The sequence below is a fragment of the Streptomyces sp. NBC_01255 genome, assembly GCF_036226445.1.
GTDB lineage: Bacteria > Actinomycetota > Actinomycetes > Streptomycetales > Streptomycetaceae > Streptomyces.
Genome location: NZ_CP108474.1, coordinates 3,588,609 through 3,605,072, shown reverse-complemented (window position 1 = coordinate 3,605,072; position 16,464 = coordinate 3,588,609). Strand labels below are relative to the sequence as shown.

Here is a 16,464-nt window from a genome sequence, read left to right as displayed (position 1 = left end):
GTGATCGATATCAGCGAATCCGTGATGCAGTTCCTTCTCGCGTTGACCGTCGTCGGCCCGCTCATCGGCGCAGCCGCCGCCCTTCTCCCGGCCCCGCCCGGACTGAAGGGGAAGTCGCCGGACCAGGCCGTGCTCCGCCACGGCGTCACCGTCACCGGCGTCATCCTGCTGGCCGCGATCGTCCTCGCGCTCGGCTTCGACCACGACCAGCCGTCGAAGATGCAGGCCACCACGGACATCACGTGGATCCCCGCACTCGACGTGCGCATCCACCTCGGCATCGACGGCATTTCCCTCCCCCTCCTGGTCCTGACCGCGCTGCTGACCTTCCTCTGCGCGCTGTACTCCTACTTCAAGATGCCGAGCGGCCCTTCCCCCAAGGCCTTCGTCGCCCTGCTTCTCGTCCTGGAGTCCGGCACTCTCGCGACCTTCGCCGTCCTCGACCTCGTCCTGTTCTTCCTGGCCTTCGAGATGGTCCTCATCCCGATGTACTTCCTCATCGCCCGCTGGGGCGGCGAGGGCAGGCAGGCCGCCGCCTGGAAGTTCATCCTCTTCACGCTGCTCGGCTCCGTCGTCATGCTGCTCGGCCTGCTCCTCATCGGCCTGCAGGCGGGCACGTTCGACATGGTGGCACTCGCCACTGACAACGGCCGTGGACTGACCACGTCCGTGCAGGTCACCGCCGTTCTCGCGATCGGTCTCGGGCTCGCCGTGAAGACCCCGATGTGGCCGCTGCACAGCTGGCTCCCGGACGCCCACACCGCCGCCCCGACCGTCGGCTCCGTCCTCCTCGCCGGCGTCCTGCTCAAGATGGGCACGTACGGCTTCGTCCGGATCCTCCTGCCGATCGCCCCCGACGGCATGCGGACCTTCGCCCCGTACCTCGCCGCCTTCGCCGTCGCCGGGATCATCTACGGATCGCTGGCCTGCCTCGCCCTGGTGCGGCCCGGCGCCAAGGGCGACCTCAAGCGGCTCATCGCGTACAGCTCCGTCGGCCACATGGGCTTCGTCCTCCTCGGCATCGCCACCATGACCCCCACCGGGGTCAACGGCGCCCTCTTCGCCAACATCGCCCACGGCCTCGTCACCGGCCTCCTCTTCTTCCTGGTCGGCGCACTCAAGGACCGGTACGGCACCGCCGACCTCGACACCCTCGCCGGCGCCACCGGAGCCGCCCTCTACGGCCGCGCCCCCCGCCTCGGGGCCCTCCTCGCCTTCGCCGCCGTCGCCTCCCTCGGCCTCCCCGGCCTCGCCGGCTTCTGGGGCGAGATGCTGGCCCTCTTCGGCGCCTTCGACCCGGCCCCGGGCCTCAGCCGCCCCGCCTTCCTCACCTTCATGGCGATCGGCGCGTTCGGCACCCTCCTCACCGCCGCCTACCTCCTCCTCGTCGTCCGCCGCGTCTGCATGGGCGGCCCCCGGCCCGCCGAGGAGACGGCGATCGCCGACGTCCAGGGGTACGAGTTCGCCGCCTGGACCCCGCTCGTCGCCCTCACCGTCCTCGCCGGACTCTGGCCGGCCGTCCTCCTCGGCCTCACCGACCCGGCCGTCCAGCAGCTCCTCGCCGGAGGCACCCGATGACCCCAGTGACGACGCTCGCCGGCGAGTCGCTCGTCCAGTCCGTCGACTGGCTGACGATCGCGCCCCCCACCCTCACGGCCGTGGTCGCCCTCGTGGTCCTCGTCGCCGACCTCTTCGTCCCCCCGGAGCGCAAGCGGCTCCTCGGCTGGACCGCGATCGGCGGCCTCACCGCCGCCCTCGCCCTCCTCGTCCCGCTGCGGGCCGGTGACCGCTCCACCTTCTGCCTCACCGCCGAGGCGCAGGCCCAGGGGCACGCCGCGGCGTGCAGCTACACCGCCGACCAGTTCACCCTCGTCATCCAGCTGCTCGTCCTCGGCGGCGCGCTCCTCACCGCGATCCTCTCCCTGGACGCGACCCGCGAGAAGCTCCCGGCCGGCGAGTTCTGGTTCCTGCTGCTGTCCTCCGCCGCCGGCGCGGCCCTGCTGCCCGCCTCCCGCGACCTCGCGACCCTCGTCGTCGCCCTCGAAGTGGCCTCGCTGCCCGCCTTCGCGCTCGTCGGCCTCAAGCGCGGCGACCGCATGTCCGGCGAGGCCGCGCTCAAGTTCTTCCTCTCCTCCGTCACCGCGACCGCCGTCACCCTCCTCGGCGTCAGCTTCGTGTACGCGGCGACCGGCACCCTCCACCTCACGGAGATCGCCCAGCGCCTCGACTCCGTCCCCGGGCAGCTCGAAACGCTCGCCGAGGCGGGCGTGGCCCTCACCCTCGTCGGCTTCGCCTTCAAGACAGCCGCCGTCCCCTTCCACTTCTGGGTCCCCGACACCTACGTCGGCGCGCCACTGCCCGTAGCCGCCTACCTCTCGGTGGTCGGCAAGGCCGTCGGCTTCACCGGGCTCATCCTCGTGACGGTCGTCGCCTTCCCCTCGTACGCCGACGTCTGGGGCCCCGCGCTCGCCGCCCTCGCCGCGCTCACCATGACCGCCGGCAACGTCGCCGCCCTTCGGCAGGTCTCCACGCGCGCGTGGAGCGCGGTCCGGCTGCTCGCCTGGTCCTCCGTCGCCCAGGCCGGCTACCTCCTGGTGCCGATCGCCGCCGCCGCGTACGCCGACGACGACCAGATCGGCGCCACCGTCGCGTACGCCCTGATGTACGCCGTCGTGAACCTCGGCGCCTTCGCGGTCGTCGCCCTAGTCGCCCGTACGCACCCCGGGAACCGGATCGCGGACTACCGGGGCCTGTACGCGGCCAGCCCCGTCACCGCCCTCGTGCTCGGGTTCTTCCTCCTGAATCTGGCCGGTTTGCCCCCGGGTATCATCGGCCTCTTCGCCAAGGTGACCGTCTTCTCGTCGGCCGTCGACGCGGGTCTCGGCTGGCTGGCCGTGGTGATGGGTCTCAATGTCGTGATCGCGCTGTACTACTACCTGCGCTGGACGGCACTGCTCTTCCGCGCGCCGGTGGGGGCCCCCGTCCCCCACAAGGCCTCCGCGCCGGTCACCGTGGCGATCGCGCTGACCGCCGCCGCCGGTGTCGTGCTGTCGGGCTACCCGCAGTTCGCCCTCCGCTTCGCGGCGGACAGCCTCTTCTGACCCCCCCACAAAGAAACACCGAGGAGCAACACCCCGTGCTGAACGGATTCAAGGACTTCATACTTCGCGGGAACGTCATCTCGATGGCCATCGGTCTGGCCGTCGGAACCGCGTTCACGGCCGTCGTCACGGGCTTCAGCAAGGCCTTCATCACCCCGCTCATCGGCCTCGCCACCGGCTCGGTCGGCGACTTCAGCGAGGCGAAGTTCAGCGTCGGCAAGACCGTCTTCCCCTACGGCCTCGCCATCTCCGCCGCCATAGCCTTCGTCATCACCGCCGCGGTCCTCTACTTCCTGATCGTCGCCCCGCTGGCGAAGGTCCAGGACAGGTTCGCCAAGGCGGAGGCCGCCGACCCCAAGTCGGAGAAGCGCGACTGCCCCCGCTGCTTCACCGAGATCCCGGCGATCGCCACCCGCTGCGCCCACTGCACCAGCGAGATCGAGCCCATCGCCGCCGGCCTGGCGCCGGAGAAGATCGCGGTCCCGGCCGCCCGCTAGGGCCTGTCCGGCGGATCAGGGTCGGATAGGCCCTAGGGGACGCCGTCACCCGAACGGCCCTCAGGCCTGTCCGGCCCGCCCCGGTACGGCCGGGGGAACCCGAGCCTCCCGCCTGGCGTTGACCAGTACGGGAGGGTCCACTGGACGAGTGGACCACCACGAAGCAAAGGGTTCCCCTGCCGCACCACTTGGAGGGCGTACCGTGCACCGCCGGCACAACGGGCTGAGGACCGCCGTCCTCCTCGGAGGGCTCTCCGCCCTCATCATCGTCATCGGCAGCTTCTTCGGACGGACGGGGCTGATCGTCGCGCTCTTCGTGGCGCTCGGCACCAACGCGTACGCGTACTGGAACAGCGACAAGCTGGCGCTGCGGGCCATGCGGGCCCGCCCCGTCAGCGAGTTCGAGGCCCCCGCGCTGTACAAGATGGTGCGCGAGCTCTCCACCCAGGCCCGCCAGCCGATGCCGCGGCTCTACATCTCGCCGACCCAGGCGCCCAACGCCTTCGCGACCGGCCGCAACCCGCGCAACGCCGCCGTCTGCTGCACCGAGGGCATCCTCGCGATCCTCGACGAGCGCGAACTGCGCGGCGTCATCGGCCACGAGCTGAGCCACGTCTACAACCGGGACATCCTCATCTCCTCGGTCGCCGGAGCCCTCGCCTCCGTGATCATGTTCCTGGTCAACTTCGCCTGGCTGATCCCCGTCGGCCGCTCCAACGACGACGACGGCCCAGGACTCCTCGGCATGCTTCTGGTCATGATCCTCGGCCCGATCGCCGCCTCGGTCATCAAGCTCGCCATCTCCCGCTCCCGCGAGTACGAGGCGGACGCCTCCGGCGCCCAGCTCACCGGCGACCCGCTCGCCCTGGCCAGCGCCCTGCGTAAGCTGGAAGCGGGCACCAAGCAGCTGCCGCTGCCGCCCGAGCCCCGGATCGAGACCGCGAGCCACATGATGATCGCCAACCCGTTCCGCCCCGGCAAGGGCATGTCCAAGATGTTCTCCACCCATCCGCCGATGGCCGAGCGGATCGCCCGGCTCGAACAGATGGCAGGTCACCGCCCGTGAAGACCGTCCTGAACGTCATTTGGCTCATCCTCTGCGGATTCTGGATGTTCCTGGGCTACATGCTCGCGGGCGTCCTGCTCTGCATCACGATCATCGGCATCCCCTTCGGCCTCGCCGCGTTCCGCATCGGCCTCTACGCCCTGTGGCCCTTCGGGTACACGGTCGTCGACCGCCGCGACGCGGGCGCCCCTTCCTGCATCGGCAACGTGCTGTGGCTGATCCTCGCCGGCTGGTGGCTCGCCCTCGGCCACATCGTCACCGGCATCGCCCTCTGCATCACGATCATCGGCATCCCGCTCGGCATCGCCAACTTCAAGCTGATCCCCGTCTCGCTGCTCCCCCTCGGCAAGGAGATCGTCCCCACGGACCAGGCGTACCCGGCCCACTGATGCAGTTCCCCCGCTACGTGCTGATGCCCGCCCCCGGCGATCCCGGCCGCCACGTCCTGGCCCTCTGCCAGGACGTGACGGGCCTCTTCGCCGAACCCGCCCGACCCGCCCGCGTCCGCTACGAGCTCCGCGGCTGCGAACCCCGCGGCGAGCTGTCCCGGGCCGTCACCCAGGCGGTCGTCGAGGGCACCGCGCCGTACGGCACGCTCGTCGTCGACCTCCACGGCACACGGTGGGCCCTCGCCGACACCCGGATCCTCGGCATGCGCGGCGACGTCGTCACGGTGGAGGCCACCGGCGAGCCGCGCCGCACCCCCCACGCCGCCGACCCGGTCCCGTGCGGCAACCTGATCCCGGTCACGCGCGCCGCACCCGAGGAGGAGGCCCACACCGACGTCACCTTCCTCGGCTGCTCCCCGCGTGGCGAACTCCGCGACGCCCTCGCCGCGGGCGCGGAGGAGTTCCGCGAGGTGCGCTACCAGGGCCTCACCCGGATCGGGAACCAGCACCACGAGGGCGCGGCGGGCCGCATCACCGGCTGGGACACCTCCGCCCGCCACCGCGGTCTCGTCGACCTCACCCTGTCCATCCCCCGTACGCGCCTGGTGCCCCCCGCGACCGGCGAGATATGGGACCTGTTCTGGCACGCGAGGCCCACCGAGCCCGGCACCTGGCGGCGGTTCACCGGCGCGGCGCGCGGCGAGTGGCTGGACCGGGCCGCGGCCCACGGCTCGCACGGCGCCCCGGAGCTCGTCCCCGGCGCCACGTACCACCTCGACGGCACCGACATCGTCGACGAGGACTCGTTCCGGTGCGCGCTGGGGGAGGCCGTGCTCGGCCCGGGCCGCTGCTTAGGGGCGGGAAGCTTCGGGGCGACGGTCGAGGACCTGGCCGGCGCGACCGTCGTCTGGCATCACGCCGACGTGGGCCGCGCCTGCCTGGGCGTCCTGCCCTACGGCGGACAGCGCCCCGCGACCTTCCAGGAGCTCGTCGAGGAGCTCACGGACGCGGGGGTACGGCTCGTCCTCGACTGACCGCCCATGCCACGACCCCCGCCGCGAGGACCCCGGACCCTACGAGGACGGACCCGAGCGGCAGCGCGAACGCGAGCACCGCGCAGCCGACGAGCCCGAGCGCGGCGAGCGGCCGGTTCCGGCCCCCCAGCGTCCAGGCGGAGGCGTTCGCGATGCCGTAGTAGACGAGCACGCCGAAGGACGAGAAGCCGATCGCTCCGCGCACGTCCGCCGTCGCCGCCACCACGGCCACCACCGCGCCCACGGCGAGCTCGGCCCGGTGCGGCACCCGGAAGCGGGGGTGCACGACTGCGAGCCCGCCCGGCAGATATCCGTCCCGCGCCATCGCCAGGGTCGTCCGGGACACCCCGAGGATCAGCGAGAGCAGCGAGCCGAGCGCGGCGACCGCCGCGCCCACCGTGACGAGCGGCACCAGCCACTCCGCGTCCGCCGCGCGGGCCGCGTCGGCGAGCGGCGCGGGGGAGTCGGCCAGGGCGGCGGGCCCCAGGACGGTGAGCACGCTCACCGCGACCGCCGCATAGACGGCGAGCGCGATCCCGAGGGCCACCGGCACCGCCCGGGGGATCGTGCGGGCCGGATCGCGGACCTCCTCGCCGAGCGTGGCGATGCGCGCGTACCCCGCGAACGCGAAGAAGAGCAAACCCGCGGCCTGGAAGACCGAGCCCGCGACGACCTCTCCGCCGAGCGTCGGCCGCGCCGCCTCGCCGGCCCCGAAGGACACCACGACGACACAGGCGAGAACGGCGAGAACCACGGCAACGATGACCCGTGTGAGGAGCGCCGACTTCTGAACTCCCCGGTAGTTGACGGCCGTCAGAGCCACCACGGCGGCGACCGCCACGGCGTGCGCCTGCTCCGGCCACACGTACGCCCCGACGGTCAGCGCCATCGCCGCGCACGAGGCCGTCTTGCCGACCACGAAGGCCCAGCCGGCCAGGTACCCCCAGAACGACCCGAGACGTTCGCGACCGTACACATAGGTGCCGCCGGAGGCCGGGTAAAGGGCGGCAAGCCGCGCCGAGGCCATGGCGTTGGCGTACGCGACGACGGCGGCGACCCCGAGCGCCCAGAGGAGCCCGGCCCCGGACCCGGCCGCATCGGCCGCCGGCCCGAGCGCCACGAAGATCCCGGCCCCGACCATCGATCCGAGCCCGATCACGACCGCGTCGAAGACGCCGAGCGACCGGCGCAGTTCCTCTGTCACGCGCATCAGCCTAGGGGGCGGTCAGAGACCGGTCTCGCGCAGCGTGATGTTGAGCCGCCCGACCAGGCCGAGCGCCGGATCGGCCGTCCCCGGGTGGACCGTCGGCACCCCGTGATGAACCCACCGCGAGGCCCCGCCGAAAACGAAAAGGTCACCGGAGGCCAAGTCGACGTCGCGGTAGGGCCGCCCGCGGTTCTCCGCGTTCCCGAACCGGAAGACGCACCGGTCCCCGAGGCTCAACGACACCACAGGGGCCCCGGACCGCTCTTCCTTGTCCTGGTGCATGCCCATCTTCGCGCCGGCCCCGTAGAAGTTCACGAGCGCGGTATCGGGAGCGAACCCCACGGCCCCGCCGTTCTCCCTGTACGCCTCGACGACCGCCTCGCGCCCCAAGGCGGCCAGCCAGTCGGGCAGTTCGACGCCGACCGAGTCGAGATAGCGGTACGGCTCCCACTGCCGGCCCAGGCACAGCGACCGCACGGACATGACGCCCCCGCCCGGCAGCACGGTCCGCCGGTACGACACCGGCCCGCGCCCCCACTCCCGGCAGGCGTCCACCAACTCCCTCTGCCGCGCGGGCGACAGCCACCCGGGCACGTGCACGGCCCCGGGCGCGACGACGGCCCGCTCGCGAGGAAAGAGCCCCTCGCTCACGCAAGGCCCGCCAAGGCGCCCTCGACTCCCAGCAGCCGCTCTTTCCGCTCCAGCCCGGCGGCGTACCCGCGCAGGCTCCCGTCGGCCCCGATCACCCGGTGGCAGGGCCGCACCACGAGCAGCGGATTGCGCCCGATCGCGGTGCCCACGGCCCGCACCCCGGCCCCGGCCGAGCCGACGAGCCGGGCGACGTCCCCGTAGGAGACGGTCGTCCCGTACGGGATCTCCTCCAGGGCCCGCCAGACGCGCCGCTGGAAGTCCGTACCGCAGCTCAGGTCGTACGGGATGTCGAACCGCTCCCGCCGCCCGGCGAAGTACTCACCGAGCTGCCGGGCGACGTCCTCGAACGCCTCGGGCGCGCACGTCCACCCGTCCTCGACCTCGACGCCGCCCTTCTGCCCCGGCAGGGACAGGGAGCGCAGCACGGCACGGCCCCCTTCGGCGAGCTGCCCGACCAGCAGCATCTCGCCCAGGGGGCCGTCGACGTACGCGTACACGGTCATGACTGGTTCCTCTCCCCGCACGGGTCTTCCACGATCCAGTGTGCGGGGCCCGCCGACGCTCGGGCTGGCGGAATTCGGACACGAGCCTCGACGGGTCAGCGGTAGTTCACGTACTGGAGGGCGAAGTCGAAGTCCTTGCCCTTGAGCAGCGCCTGCACGGCCTGCAGGTCGTCCCGGCTCTTGGAGCTGACGCGCAGCTCGTCGCCCTGGACCTGCGCCTTGACGCCCTTGGGGCCCTCGTCCCGGATAGCCTTCGCGACCTTCTTGGCGTTCTCCTGCGAGATGCCCTCGGTGATCGAGGCGAAGAGCTTGTACTCCTTGCCGGACAGCTGCGGCTCACCCTCGACGTCCAGCGACTTCAGCGAGATGCCCCGCTTGATCAGCTTGGTCTGGAAGATGTCGAGGATCGCCATCACGCGCTCCTCGCCGTTCGCCTGCATCAGGATCTTCTCGCCCGACCAGGAGATGGAGGCGTTGGTCCCCTTGAAGTCGTAACGCTGGGAGATCTCCTTCACGGCCTGGTTGAGGGCGTTGTCGACCTCCTGCCGCTCGACCTTGGACACGATGTCGAAACTGGAGTCGGCCATGACTCGTGGCTCCTTGCTCGGTTGCTGTCGGGTACAGCCCAAAGCCTAGGGGGTTCGCCGCGACTCGAACCGCTGATCAATCCGGTGGCGGACCACCCCCGGGGATCAGGTATTGTTTACGTCGTTGCCACAGAACACCGCGAAAGCGGCTCCACGGCAGCGATCTCATGGCGATGTGCCCGAGTGGCCAATGGGAGCGGACTGTAAATCCGTCGGCTTAGCCTACCCAGGTTCGAATCCTGGCGTCGCCACGTGAAGAAGGTCCCCGGTGTTCGCACCGGGGACCTTCACTCGTTTCCGGGCCGTAGGGCGGCGGGTCAGTTTCCGGCCACGTCCTTCACGGCGACCGAGAGCGGCGTCGAGCCGCTGATCAGCTCCAGGGTCAGGCCCGCCGTCGCCGGCGTGTCGAGGAGTTCCGCGAGGACCGCCGCCACGTCGTCGCGCGGCACCATGCCCCGGCCCGTGTGGGCCTCCAGGCGGACCAGGCCCTTGCCCGCGTCGTTCGTCAGGGAGCCCGGGCGCAGGATCGTCCAGTCCAGGGCCGTGCGGGCGCGGACCGTGTCGTCGGCGGCGCCCTTCGCGCGGAGGTAGGCGTCGAAGACGTCGTCGCCCTTGTGGGTCGCGTCCGCGCCCATCGAGGAGACGACGACGTAGCGCCGTACGCCCGCCCGCTCCGCCGCGTCCGCGAAGAGCACGGCCGCCGCGCGGTCCACCGAGTCCTTGCGGTCCACCGAACTCCCCGGCCCCGCGCCCGCCGCGAACACCGCGGCGTCGGCGCCCTGGAGCACCGCCGCGACCATCTCCACCGACGCCGTCTCCAGGTCCAGGACGACCGGCTCGGCGCCCGCCGCCCGTAGGTCGTCGCCCTGCTCCGGCCGGCGGATGATCCCCGCGACCTCGTGTCCGCCCGCCGACAGCAGCCTCTCCAGGCGCAGGGCGATCTGTCCGTGTCCTCCAGCGATGACGATGCGCATACTCACGACCGTACGACGGGACCGGCCGGAGGGCTCCCCGGCTCGGGCGGCTGCGGCCGCTCCGGCCGCACCTGCCGGGGCAGGTCCAGGGCGGCCGCCGAGTCGCAGTACTCCCGCACCGCGCTCGTCCTGGCCACCACCCGCCCCCGGTGCACCACGATCCGGCTGTACGCGAGGGACAGCACGCCCGCGAGCCGCTCGCCGCGCACCGCGAGCAGTTCCGCCGGGAAGCCCGCCTCCACCCGCACCTCCGGCAGCCCCATCGCGGCCCGCGCCCCCGCGCTCACCGCCGCGTACGCCTCCTGGGGCGGCAGCCCGCCCAGCGAGGCGAGCAGGTACGCCGCCTCCAGCGGATCCCCGCGCCCCACCGGGTTGGACATGTCCCGCAGCGCCCCGCTGCCTGCCGCGACCCGCACCCCGGCGGCCCGCAGCAGCCGGACCGGTGCCGCGCCGCGCAGCTCCGTACCCCCGCAGCCGCCCTGCGGCAGGCACACCACCGTCACCCCGGCCGCCGCCAGCTGGTCCGCCGCCCGCCGGGCCACGTCGGCGGGGAGCCGGCCGAGCCCGGCGCACGGCCCGATCGTCACCCCGGGCCGCAGCCCCCCGGCCATCGCCGCGAGCCGGGCGAGCCGGGCCGGGTCGTCCCCGTCGGTGTGCAGGTCGACCGGGCAGCCGTGCTCGGCCGCGACCTCCAGGACGGCCTCCACGTATCCGGCCGGGTCCGGGTCGAGGTCCGGGCAGCCGCCGGCCACACCGGCGCCCATCTTCACCGCGTCCCGCAGCATCGCGAGCCCGTCCGCGCCCGCGACCCCGGTGAGGAGCCGGGGGACGGCGACGGCCGTCAGGTCGGCGAGGCCGCGCAGCGAGCGCCGCGCCTGGAGCACGGCTTCGAGCGGGCCGAGCCCCTGGACGTCGCCGATGCGTACGTGCGCGCGGAGCGCCGTCGCGCCGTGTCCCAGCTGGAGCAGGGCGGCCTCGGTGGCCCTCCGCTGGACCTCCTCCGGGGCGTACGAGACGGGCCCCGGGGTGTCGGCGGAGAGCGCGGTGTCGGCGTGCGCGTGGGGTTCGGCGGCGGCGGGCAGCAGCAGATAGCCGGCGAGGTCGACGCGGGAACCGCCGACGGCGCTGAGGCTGCCGGCCGTGCCCACGGCCTCGATCCGCCCGCCGACGAGCCGGACGTCCACGGTCCGGCCGTCGGTGAGGCGCGCGTGGGAGAGCAGGAGCGAGGTCGAGTCGGCGGTGGTGGCGGCCCCGTCCTCGGGCGGCTGGGGCTGCTTGCTGTCGGCTGACATCGGGCTCCTCAAGGCTCCTCAAGATCAAGATCGCGCAAGGTGGGGCAGAGCCTAGGGGGGCTCGGTCCCGCCTTCGAGGAGGAGCGCAATAGTCGTACCGATGAGTCCACGAGTGGCGTACGTGACGCCTGGTGAGAGCCGTCGCGGGGGCCGGGTGAGGGGCGTCGCGCGGGCACGCGGAAACCGATTTGGGTGATGGGCGGGAGACCGTGTAATGTCTTCCTCGCTCGCCCCAATAGCTCAGTCGGTAGAGCGTCTCCATGGTAAGGAGAAGGTCTACGGTTCGATTCCGTATTGGGGCTCTGGTGAGAAGGACCCCGCCTTAGGGCGGGATCCAGATCATCAAAGCGGTGTAGCTCAGATGGTAGAGCAAGCGGCTCATAATCGCTGTGTCACCGGTTCAAGTCCGGTCACCGCTACACACGGTAGCCGATTCTGGGGTCGGTCCTTCGATCGGCTACTCTTTTATGCGTTCATCCGTCCCATCCGTCCAAGGAGCACTCACGTGGCTGCCACCGACGTCCGCCCGAAGATCACGCTGGCCTGCGTGGAGTGCAAGGAGCGGAACTACATCACCAAGAAGAACCGGCGTAACAACCCGGACCGTCTTGAGATGAAGAAGCACTGCCCCCGCTGCAACTCGCACACTGCGCACCGCGAGACGCGCTAATCAGGCTCGTACACGAGGCCGTCCCCACTAGGGGGCGGCCTCGTGTCGTTTGTCCGCGCGATCGGCGACACCCGCACCATCGGTAATGAATCCAGGAGGTATCGAGTCCATGGCGCTCGACCAGTCCTTCGTGGGCCGGACCTATCCGCCCACCGCGGCCTACGAGGTCGGCCGCGAGAAGATCCGCGAGTTCGCCGAGGCGATCGGTGACGCCAATGCCGCGTACACCGACACCGAGGCGGCCAAGGCGCTCGGGCACTCCGATGTGATCGCCCCGCCCACCTTCGTGTTCGCCATCACGTTCAAGGCCGCCGGCGCCGTCATCGAGGACCCGCAGCTCGGCCTCGACTACAGCCGCGTGGTCCACGGCGACCAGAAGTTCGCCTACACCCGGCCCGTACGCGCCGGGGACCGGCTCTCGGTCACCTCCACCATCGAGGCGATCAAGTCCCTCGCGGGCAACGACATCCTGGACATCCGCGGCGAGGTCCACGACGCGTCCGGCGAGCACGTCGTGACCGCCTGGACGAAGCTCGTCTCCCGCGCACCCGAGGGGGCCTGACCATGACCGCCAAGATCGCCTACGACGACGTCGAGGTCGGCACCGAGCTGCCCGCGCAGAGCTTCCCCGTGACGCGCGCCACGCTCGTGCGGTACGCGGGCGCCTCCGGGGACTTCAACCCCATCCACTGGAACGAGAAGTTCGCGGTGGAGGTCGGCCTCCCCGACGTCATCGCCCACGGCATGTTCACCATGGCCGAGGCCGTCCGCGTCGTCACCGACTGGGCCGGCGACCCCGCCGCCGTCGTCGAGTACGGCGTCCGCTTCACCAAGCCGGTCATCGTCCCCAACGACGACCAGGGCGCCCTCGTCGAGGTCAGCGCCAAGGTCGCCGCGAAGCTGGACGACCGGAAGGTGCGGGTCGACATCACCGCGATGAGCGCGGGCCAGAAGGTCCTCGGCATGTCGCGGGCCGTGGTCGAGCTCGCCTGACGGCTACGAGCGTCACGGGCCCGTCGCGGAAGCGGCGGGCCCGTACCCTTGAGCCCGTGCAGCCACTCCACGACGCCCCCCTCGCGCCCCTGACCACCTTCCGGCTCGGCGGACCCGCCACCCGGCTCGTCACCGCCACCACCGACGACGAGGTGGTCGCGGCCGTCCGCGAGGCCGACGCCGCGGGCACCCCGCTGCTGATCATCGGCGGCGGCTCGAACCTGGTCATCGGGGACAAGGGCTTCGACGGCACGGCGCTGCGCATCGCCACCACCGGCTTCGCCCTGGAGGGCTCGCGCCTGGAGCTCGCCGCGGGCGAGGTCTGGACGGACGCCGTGGCGCGGACCGTCGAGGCCGGACTCGCCGGGATCGAGTGCCTGGCCGGCATCCCCGGCTCGGCCGGCGCGACCCCGATCCAGAACGTCGGCGCGTACGGGCAGGACGTCTCCGCGACCGTCACCGAGGTCGTCGCCTACGACCGGCGCGCCGAGGAGACCGTCACCCTCACCAACGCCGAGTGCGCCTTCTCGTACCGGCACAGCCTCTTCAAGGACCAGCCCGAGCGGTACGTGGTGCTGCGGGTCCGCTTCGAGCTGGAGGACGCGGACGGGATGTCGGCGCCGCTCAAGTACCCGGAGACCGCCCGCGCCCTCGGCGTCGAGGCGGGCGACCGGGTGCCGCTCGGCCAGGCCCGCGAGACCGTGCTGCGGCTGCGCGCCGGCAAGGGCATGGTCCTGGACCCGGAGGATCACGACACCTGGTCCGCGGGCTCCTTCTTCACGAACCCGATCCTCACGAACGACGAGTTCGACAGCTTCCGGGCCCGTGTGGCGGAGCGGCTCGGCCCCGACGTCGCCCCGCCGGCCTTCCCCGCGGGCGAGGGCGGCGCAGTGAAGACCTCCGCGGCCTGGCTGATCGACCGGGCCGGGTTCACCAAGGGGTACGGAACCGGGCCCGCCCGGATCTCCACCAAGCACACGCTCGCCCTCACCAACCGCGGCGAGGCGACCACCGAGGACCTCCTCGCCCTCGCCCGCGAGGTCGTCGCCGGGGTCCGGGACGCCTTCGGGATCACCCTCGTCAACGAGCCCGTGACCGTCGGCGTCGAGATCTAGTGGCCTAGTAGGCCACGCCCACGCCCTGCTTGACCGTCGCCGGGGCGTCGATCATCGCCAGCATCGCGTGGGCCACGTCCGCGCGGGCCAGCGTGCGGCCCCGGGGCGGATTGCCGCCGACGACCGTGCGGTACCGGCCGGTGAGCGGCTTGTCCGTCAGCTTCGGCGGGCGGACCGAGGTCCAGTCCGTGCCGCTTGCCGCCAGCGCGGACTCCATCACCCGCAGATCGGCGTAGACGTCCTTCAGGACGCTGCTGATCACGGCGAGGACGGCCTTGTCGAGCACCCCGTCGCCCTCCGCGGCGGGGCCCACCGGCGCCGCGCTGACCACCAGGAGCCGCCGGACCCGCTCCGCCTCCATCGCCGTGAGCACCGAGCGGGTCAGCCGGGCCGCCACGCCCGTCGCCGCGTCCGCGCGACCGCGGGCGCCGAGGCCCGACAGCACGGCGTCCCGGCCGGTGACGGCCGCGCGCAGGGTCTCGGGGGCGGCGAGGTCGGCCCGGTGGACCACGAGCCGCTCCCCGGTCACCGCCAGCCGCGTCGGATCCCGTACCACCGCCGTCACCTCGTGGCCCGAGGCCAGTGCCTGGCGGACGATCTCCCGGCCGATGCCACCGGTCGCGCCGAAGACAGTGAGCTTCATGTCGCACCCTCCCGGGGTGGGTAAGTGTTCACTCACCCCCAGGGTGGGTGGATACTCACTCACGCGTCAAGCGTGGCTGGAGGATGCATGGAACAGAGGCCGACCCGCGTACGGATCGTCGACGCCGCGCGCGACCTCATGCGGACGGCGGGACTCGCCCGCACCACGACCAAGGAGATCGCCAAGGCGGCCGGCTGCTCGGAGGCGGCGCTCTACAAGTACTTCGCGAGCAAGGAAGAGCTCTTCCTGACCGTCCTCGACGAACGGCTGCCCCGGCTCGGCGGGCTGCTCGGCGCCCTCGCCGCCGACCCCGGCAGCCGCACCGTCGAGGAGAACCTCACCGAGATCGCCCGGCAGGCCGCCCTCTTCTACGAGGAGAGCTTTCCGATGGCCGCCTCGCTCTACGCCGAGCCGCAGCTCAAGGCCCGCCACGAAGAGGGCATGCGCCGGCTCGGCGCCGGCCCGCACAAGCCCGTCGAGGGGCTCACCGCCTACCTCCGCACCGAGCAGCGCCTCGGCCGGGTCGCCGCCGACGCCGACCCGCGGGCGGCCGCGGCGCTCCTCCTCGGCGCCTGCGTCCAGCGGGCCTTCGCGTACGAGATGACCGAGGACGGCCCCGGGCCGCTCGACGACTTCGCCCGCTCGATCGCGCGCACGCTGATGCGCGGGATCGGCTGACGGACCCGAGGGATCAGTCGGCGATCCAGTCGTCGATCCCCGCAAGGAGCTTCGCCCGTACGCCCTCCGGGGCCGCCGAGCCCCGCACCGACTGACGGGCCAGCTCCGCCAGCTCCGCGTCCGTGAACCCGTGGTACCGGCGGGCGATCTCGTACTGCGCCGCGAGCCGCGAGCCGAAGAGCAGCGGGTCGTCGGCGCCCAGCGCCATCGGGACACCCGCCTCGAAGAGCGTCCGCAGCGGTACGTCCTCGTGCCGCTCGTACACACCGAGGGCCACGTTCGACGCGGGGCAGACCTCGCAGGTCACCCCGCGCTCCGCCAGCTTCCGCAGCAGCCGGGGGTCCTCCGCCGCCCGCACCCCGTGGCCGACGCGCGAGGCCCGCAGGTCGTCCAGGCAGTCCCGTACGGAGGCGGGGCCGGTCAGCTCCCCACCGTGCGGGGCCGCGAGGAGACCGCCGTCGCGGGCGATCGAGAACGCCCGGTCGAAGTCGCGCGCCAGGCCCCGCCGCTCGTCGTTGGAGAGCCCGAAGCCGACCACGCCCCGGTCCGCGTACCGCACCGCGAGCCGGGCGAGCGTCCGCGCCTCCAGGGGGTGCTTCATCCGGTTCGCGGCGACGAGCACCCGCATCCCGAGCCCGGTTTCCCGGGAGGCCGCGTCGACCGCGTCCAGGATGATCTCCATGGCCGCGATGAGCCCGCCGAGCAGTGGGGCGTACGAGGTGGGGTCGACCTGGATCTCCAGCCACCCGGAGCCGTCCCTGACGTCCTCCTCGGCGGCCTCGCGGACGAGCCGCCGGATGTCCTCGGGCTCGCGCAGGCAGGAGCGCGCGATGTCGTACAGGCGCTGGAAGCGGAACCAGCCGCGCTCGTCGGTCGCCCGTAGCTTCGGGGGCGTACCGCTGCTCAGCGCCTCGGGAAGATGGACGCCGTACTTGTCGGCCAGCTCGATGAGCGTCGTGGGCCGCATCGAACCGGTGAAGTGCAGATGCAGATGGGCCTTGGGCAGCAGGGTGATGTCGCGTGAAACGTGCTCCATCGACTGATACTGCCGCACCCGAATGGAC

19 protein-coding genes and 3 tRNA genes are annotated in these 16,464 nt (G+C 72.3%); 14 read left to right on the top strand and 8 right to left on the bottom strand.

What is annotated here, in order from left to right; all coding sequences use genetic code 11:
• Positions 1-24 precede the first annotated feature (24 nt).
• The 6 genes from OG357_RS15835 to OG357_RS15810 all read left to right on the top strand — a co-directional run bounded on the left by OG357_RS15835 (position 25) and on the right by OG357_RS15810 (position 6,087).
• A complete protein-coding gene (locus OG357_RS15835; RefSeq protein ID WP_329625602.1) occupies positions 25-1,578 on the top strand; it encodes a complex I subunit 4 family protein in 1,554 nt (517 codons plus the stop codon).
• Positions 1,575-3,101, top strand: coding sequence for an NADH-quinone oxidoreductase subunit N (locus OG357_RS15830; RefSeq protein ID WP_329621751.1), 1,527 nt, complete (start codon positions 1,575-1,577; stop codon positions 3,099-3,101). Before OG357_RS15835 ends, OG357_RS15830 begins: the two co-directional genes overlap by 4 nt.
• A gap of 35 nt (positions 3,102-3,136) precedes the next feature.
• Complete coding sequence (mscL, locus tag OG357_RS15825) at positions 3,137-3,598, top strand: large conductance mechanosensitive channel protein MscL (protein ID WP_329621750.1); 462 nt, start codon at positions 3,137-3,139, stop codon at positions 3,596-3,598.
• A 202-nt stretch (positions 3,599-3,800) separates the two neighbouring features.
• Entirely contained in the window at positions 3,801-4,664 is an 864-nt protein-coding gene (htpX, locus tag OG357_RS15820) for a zinc metalloprotease HtpX (protein WP_329621749.1), read from the top strand.
• The gene (locus OG357_RS15815) at positions 4,661-5,053 is read left to right on the top strand and encodes a YccF domain-containing protein (RefSeq protein ID WP_329621748.1); all 393 of its coding nucleotides are present in this window, start codon (positions 4,661-4,663) and stop codon (positions 5,051-5,053) included. The genes htpX and OG357_RS15815 overlap by 4 nt, the downstream gene beginning before the upstream one ends.
• Entirely contained in the window at positions 5,053-6,087 is a 1,035-nt protein-coding gene (locus tag OG357_RS15810; protein ID WP_329621747.1) for a hypothetical protein, read from the top strand. Before OG357_RS15815 ends, OG357_RS15810 begins: the two co-directional genes overlap by 1 nt.
• On the opposite strand, the gene OG357_RS15805 is transcribed toward OG357_RS15810, so the two are convergent.
• From OG357_RS15805 to OG357_RS15790, 4 genes are all read right to left on the bottom strand, one after another.
• Positions 6,053-7,297 (bottom strand): APC family permease, encoded by a 1,245-nt coding sequence (locus OG357_RS15805; protein ID WP_329621746.1) that lies wholly within the window; start codon positions 7,295-7,297, stop codon positions 6,053-6,055. The two genes, OG357_RS15810 and OG357_RS15805, sit on opposite strands and share 35 nt — an antisense overlap.
• Before the next feature lie 15 nt (positions 7,298-7,312).
• Entirely contained in the window at positions 7,313-7,945 is a 633-nt protein-coding gene (locus tag OG357_RS15800) for an alpha-ketoglutarate-dependent dioxygenase AlkB family protein (RefSeq protein WP_329621745.1), read from the bottom strand.
• On the bottom strand, positions 7,942-8,448 hold the full coding sequence (locus tag OG357_RS15795; RefSeq protein WP_329621744.1) for a methylated-DNA--[protein]-cysteine S-methyltransferase: 507 nt from the start codon (positions 8,446-8,448) through the stop codon (positions 7,942-7,944). The genes OG357_RS15800 and OG357_RS15795 overlap by 4 nt, the downstream gene beginning before the upstream one ends.
• Before the next feature lie 95 nt (positions 8,449-8,543).
• Positions 8,544-9,035 (bottom strand): YajQ family cyclic di-GMP-binding protein, encoded by a 492-nt coding sequence (locus tag OG357_RS15790; RefSeq protein ID WP_141295791.1) that lies wholly within the window; start codon positions 9,033-9,035, stop codon positions 8,544-8,546.
• Positions 9,036-9,204: 169 nt separating this feature from the next.
• Here OG357_RS15790 and OG357_RS15785 point away from each other — a divergent pair.
• Positions 9,205-9,286: transfer RNA gene (locus tag OG357_RS15785), tRNA-Tyr, on the top strand.
• A gap of 66 nt (positions 9,287-9,352) precedes the next feature.
• Here OG357_RS15785 and OG357_RS15780 read toward each other — a convergent pair.
• Positions 9,353-10,009, bottom strand: coding sequence for an NAD(P)H-binding protein (locus OG357_RS15780; protein ID WP_329621743.1), 657 nt, complete (start codon positions 10,007-10,009; stop codon positions 9,353-9,355).
• 2 nt (positions 10,010-10,011) lie between these two features.
• A complete protein-coding gene (locus OG357_RS15775; RefSeq protein ID WP_329621742.1) occupies positions 10,012-11,301 on the bottom strand; it encodes an amidohydrolase family protein in 1,290 nt (429 codons plus the stop codon).
• A 229-nt stretch (positions 11,302-11,530) separates the two neighbouring features.
• Here OG357_RS15775 and OG357_RS15770 point away from each other — a divergent pair.
• From OG357_RS15770 to OG357_RS15745, 6 genes are all read left to right on the top strand, one after another.
• Positions 11,531-11,603, top strand: a tRNA-Thr gene (locus OG357_RS15770).
• Positions 11,604-11,647: 44 nt separating this feature from the next.
• Positions 11,648-11,720, top strand: a tRNA-Met gene (locus tag OG357_RS15765).
• 86 nt (positions 11,721-11,806) lie between these two features.
• Positions 11,807-11,971, top strand: a complete 165-nt coding sequence (rpmG, locus tag OG357_RS15760; RefSeq protein ID WP_003956487.1) for a 50S ribosomal protein L33 — start codon at positions 11,807-11,809, stop codon at positions 11,969-11,971.
• Between the two features lie 109 nt (positions 11,972-12,080).
• Positions 12,081-12,533, top strand: coding sequence for a MaoC family dehydratase N-terminal domain-containing protein (locus OG357_RS15755; RefSeq protein WP_329621741.1), 453 nt, complete (start codon positions 12,081-12,083; stop codon positions 12,531-12,533).
• 2 nt (positions 12,534-12,535) lie between these two features.
• Complete coding sequence (locus tag OG357_RS15750) at positions 12,536-12,964, top strand: MaoC family dehydratase (RefSeq protein ID WP_329621740.1); 429 nt, start codon at positions 12,536-12,538, stop codon at positions 12,962-12,964.
• Entirely contained in the window at positions 12,961-14,079 is a 1,119-nt protein-coding gene (locus OG357_RS15745; RefSeq protein ID WP_329625601.1) for a UDP-N-acetylmuramate dehydrogenase, read from the top strand. The genes OG357_RS15750 and OG357_RS15745 overlap by 4 nt, the downstream gene beginning before the upstream one ends.
• A 4-nt stretch (positions 14,080-14,083) precedes the next feature.
• On the opposite strand, the gene OG357_RS15740 is transcribed toward OG357_RS15745, so the two are convergent.
• The gene (locus tag OG357_RS15740; RefSeq protein WP_329621739.1) at positions 14,084-14,722 is read right to left on the bottom strand and encodes an NAD(P)-dependent oxidoreductase; all 639 of its coding nucleotides are present in this window, start codon (positions 14,720-14,722) and stop codon (positions 14,084-14,086) included.
• An 87-nt stretch (positions 14,723-14,809) separates the two neighbouring features.
• Between OG357_RS15740 and OG357_RS15735 the strand changes: the two genes are divergently transcribed.
• Entirely contained in the window at positions 14,810-15,400 is a 591-nt protein-coding gene (locus OG357_RS15735; RefSeq protein ID WP_329621738.1) for a TetR/AcrR family transcriptional regulator, read from the top strand.
• A 13-nt stretch (positions 15,401-15,413) separates the two neighbouring features.
• Here OG357_RS15735 and OG357_RS15730 read toward each other — a convergent pair whose 3' ends face one another.
• Positions 15,414-16,436: an adenosine deaminase gene (locus OG357_RS15730; RefSeq protein WP_329621737.1), complete on the bottom strand. Its 1,023-nt coding sequence runs from the start codon at positions 16,434-16,436 to the stop codon at positions 15,414-15,416.
• Positions 16,437-16,464: the final 28 nt, after the last annotated feature.

Excerpts from the sequence above, each read along its gene's own strand:
- OG357_RS15835 (WP_329625602.1), top strand. The coding sequence starts at position 25 with ATGCAGTTCCTTCTCGCGTTGACCGTCGTCGGCCCGCTCATCGGCGCA.
- OG357_RS15830 (WP_329621751.1), top strand. The coding sequence starts at position 1,575 with ATGACCCCAGTGACGACGCTCGCCGGCGAGTCGCTCGTCCAGTCCGTC.
- OG357_RS15810 (WP_329621747.1), top strand. The coding sequence starts at position 5,053 with ATGCAGTTCCCCCGCTACGTGCTGATGCCCGCCCCCGGCGATCCCGGC.
- OG357_RS15805 (WP_329621746.1), bottom strand. The coding sequence starts at position 7,297 with ATGCGCGTGACAGAGGAACTGCGCCGGTCGCTCGGCGTCTTCGACGCG.
- OG357_RS15795 (WP_329621744.1), bottom strand. The coding sequence starts at position 8,448 with ATGACCGTGTACGCGTACGTCGACGGCCCCCTGGGCGAGATGCTGCTG.
- OG357_RS15790 (WP_141295791.1), bottom strand. The coding sequence starts at position 9,035 with ATGGCCGACTCCAGTTTCGACATCGTGTCCAAGGTCGAGCGGCAGGAG.
- OG357_RS15780 (WP_329621743.1), bottom strand. The coding sequence starts at position 10,009 with ATGCGCATCGTCATCGCTGGAGGACACGGACAGATCGCCCTGCGCCTG.
- OG357_RS15775 (WP_329621742.1), bottom strand. The coding sequence starts at position 11,301 with ATGTCAGCCGACAGCAAGCAGCCCCAGCCGCCCGAGGACGGGGCCGCC.
- OG357_RS15755 (WP_329621741.1), top strand. The coding sequence starts at position 12,081 with ATGGCGCTCGACCAGTCCTTCGTGGGCCGGACCTATCCGCCCACCGCG.
- OG357_RS15750 (WP_329621740.1), top strand. The coding sequence starts at position 12,536 with ATGACCGCCAAGATCGCCTACGACGACGTCGAGGTCGGCACCGAGCTG.
- OG357_RS15740 (WP_329621739.1), bottom strand. The coding sequence starts at position 14,722 with ATGAAGCTCACTGTCTTCGGCGCGACCGGTGGCATCGGCCGGGAGATC.
- OG357_RS15735 (WP_329621738.1), top strand. The coding sequence starts at position 14,810 with ATGGAACAGAGGCCGACCCGCGTACGGATCGTCGACGCCGCGCGCGAC.
- OG357_RS15730 (WP_329621737.1), bottom strand. The coding sequence starts at position 16,436 with ATGGAGCACGTTTCACGCGACATCACCCTGCTGCCCAAGGCCCATCTG.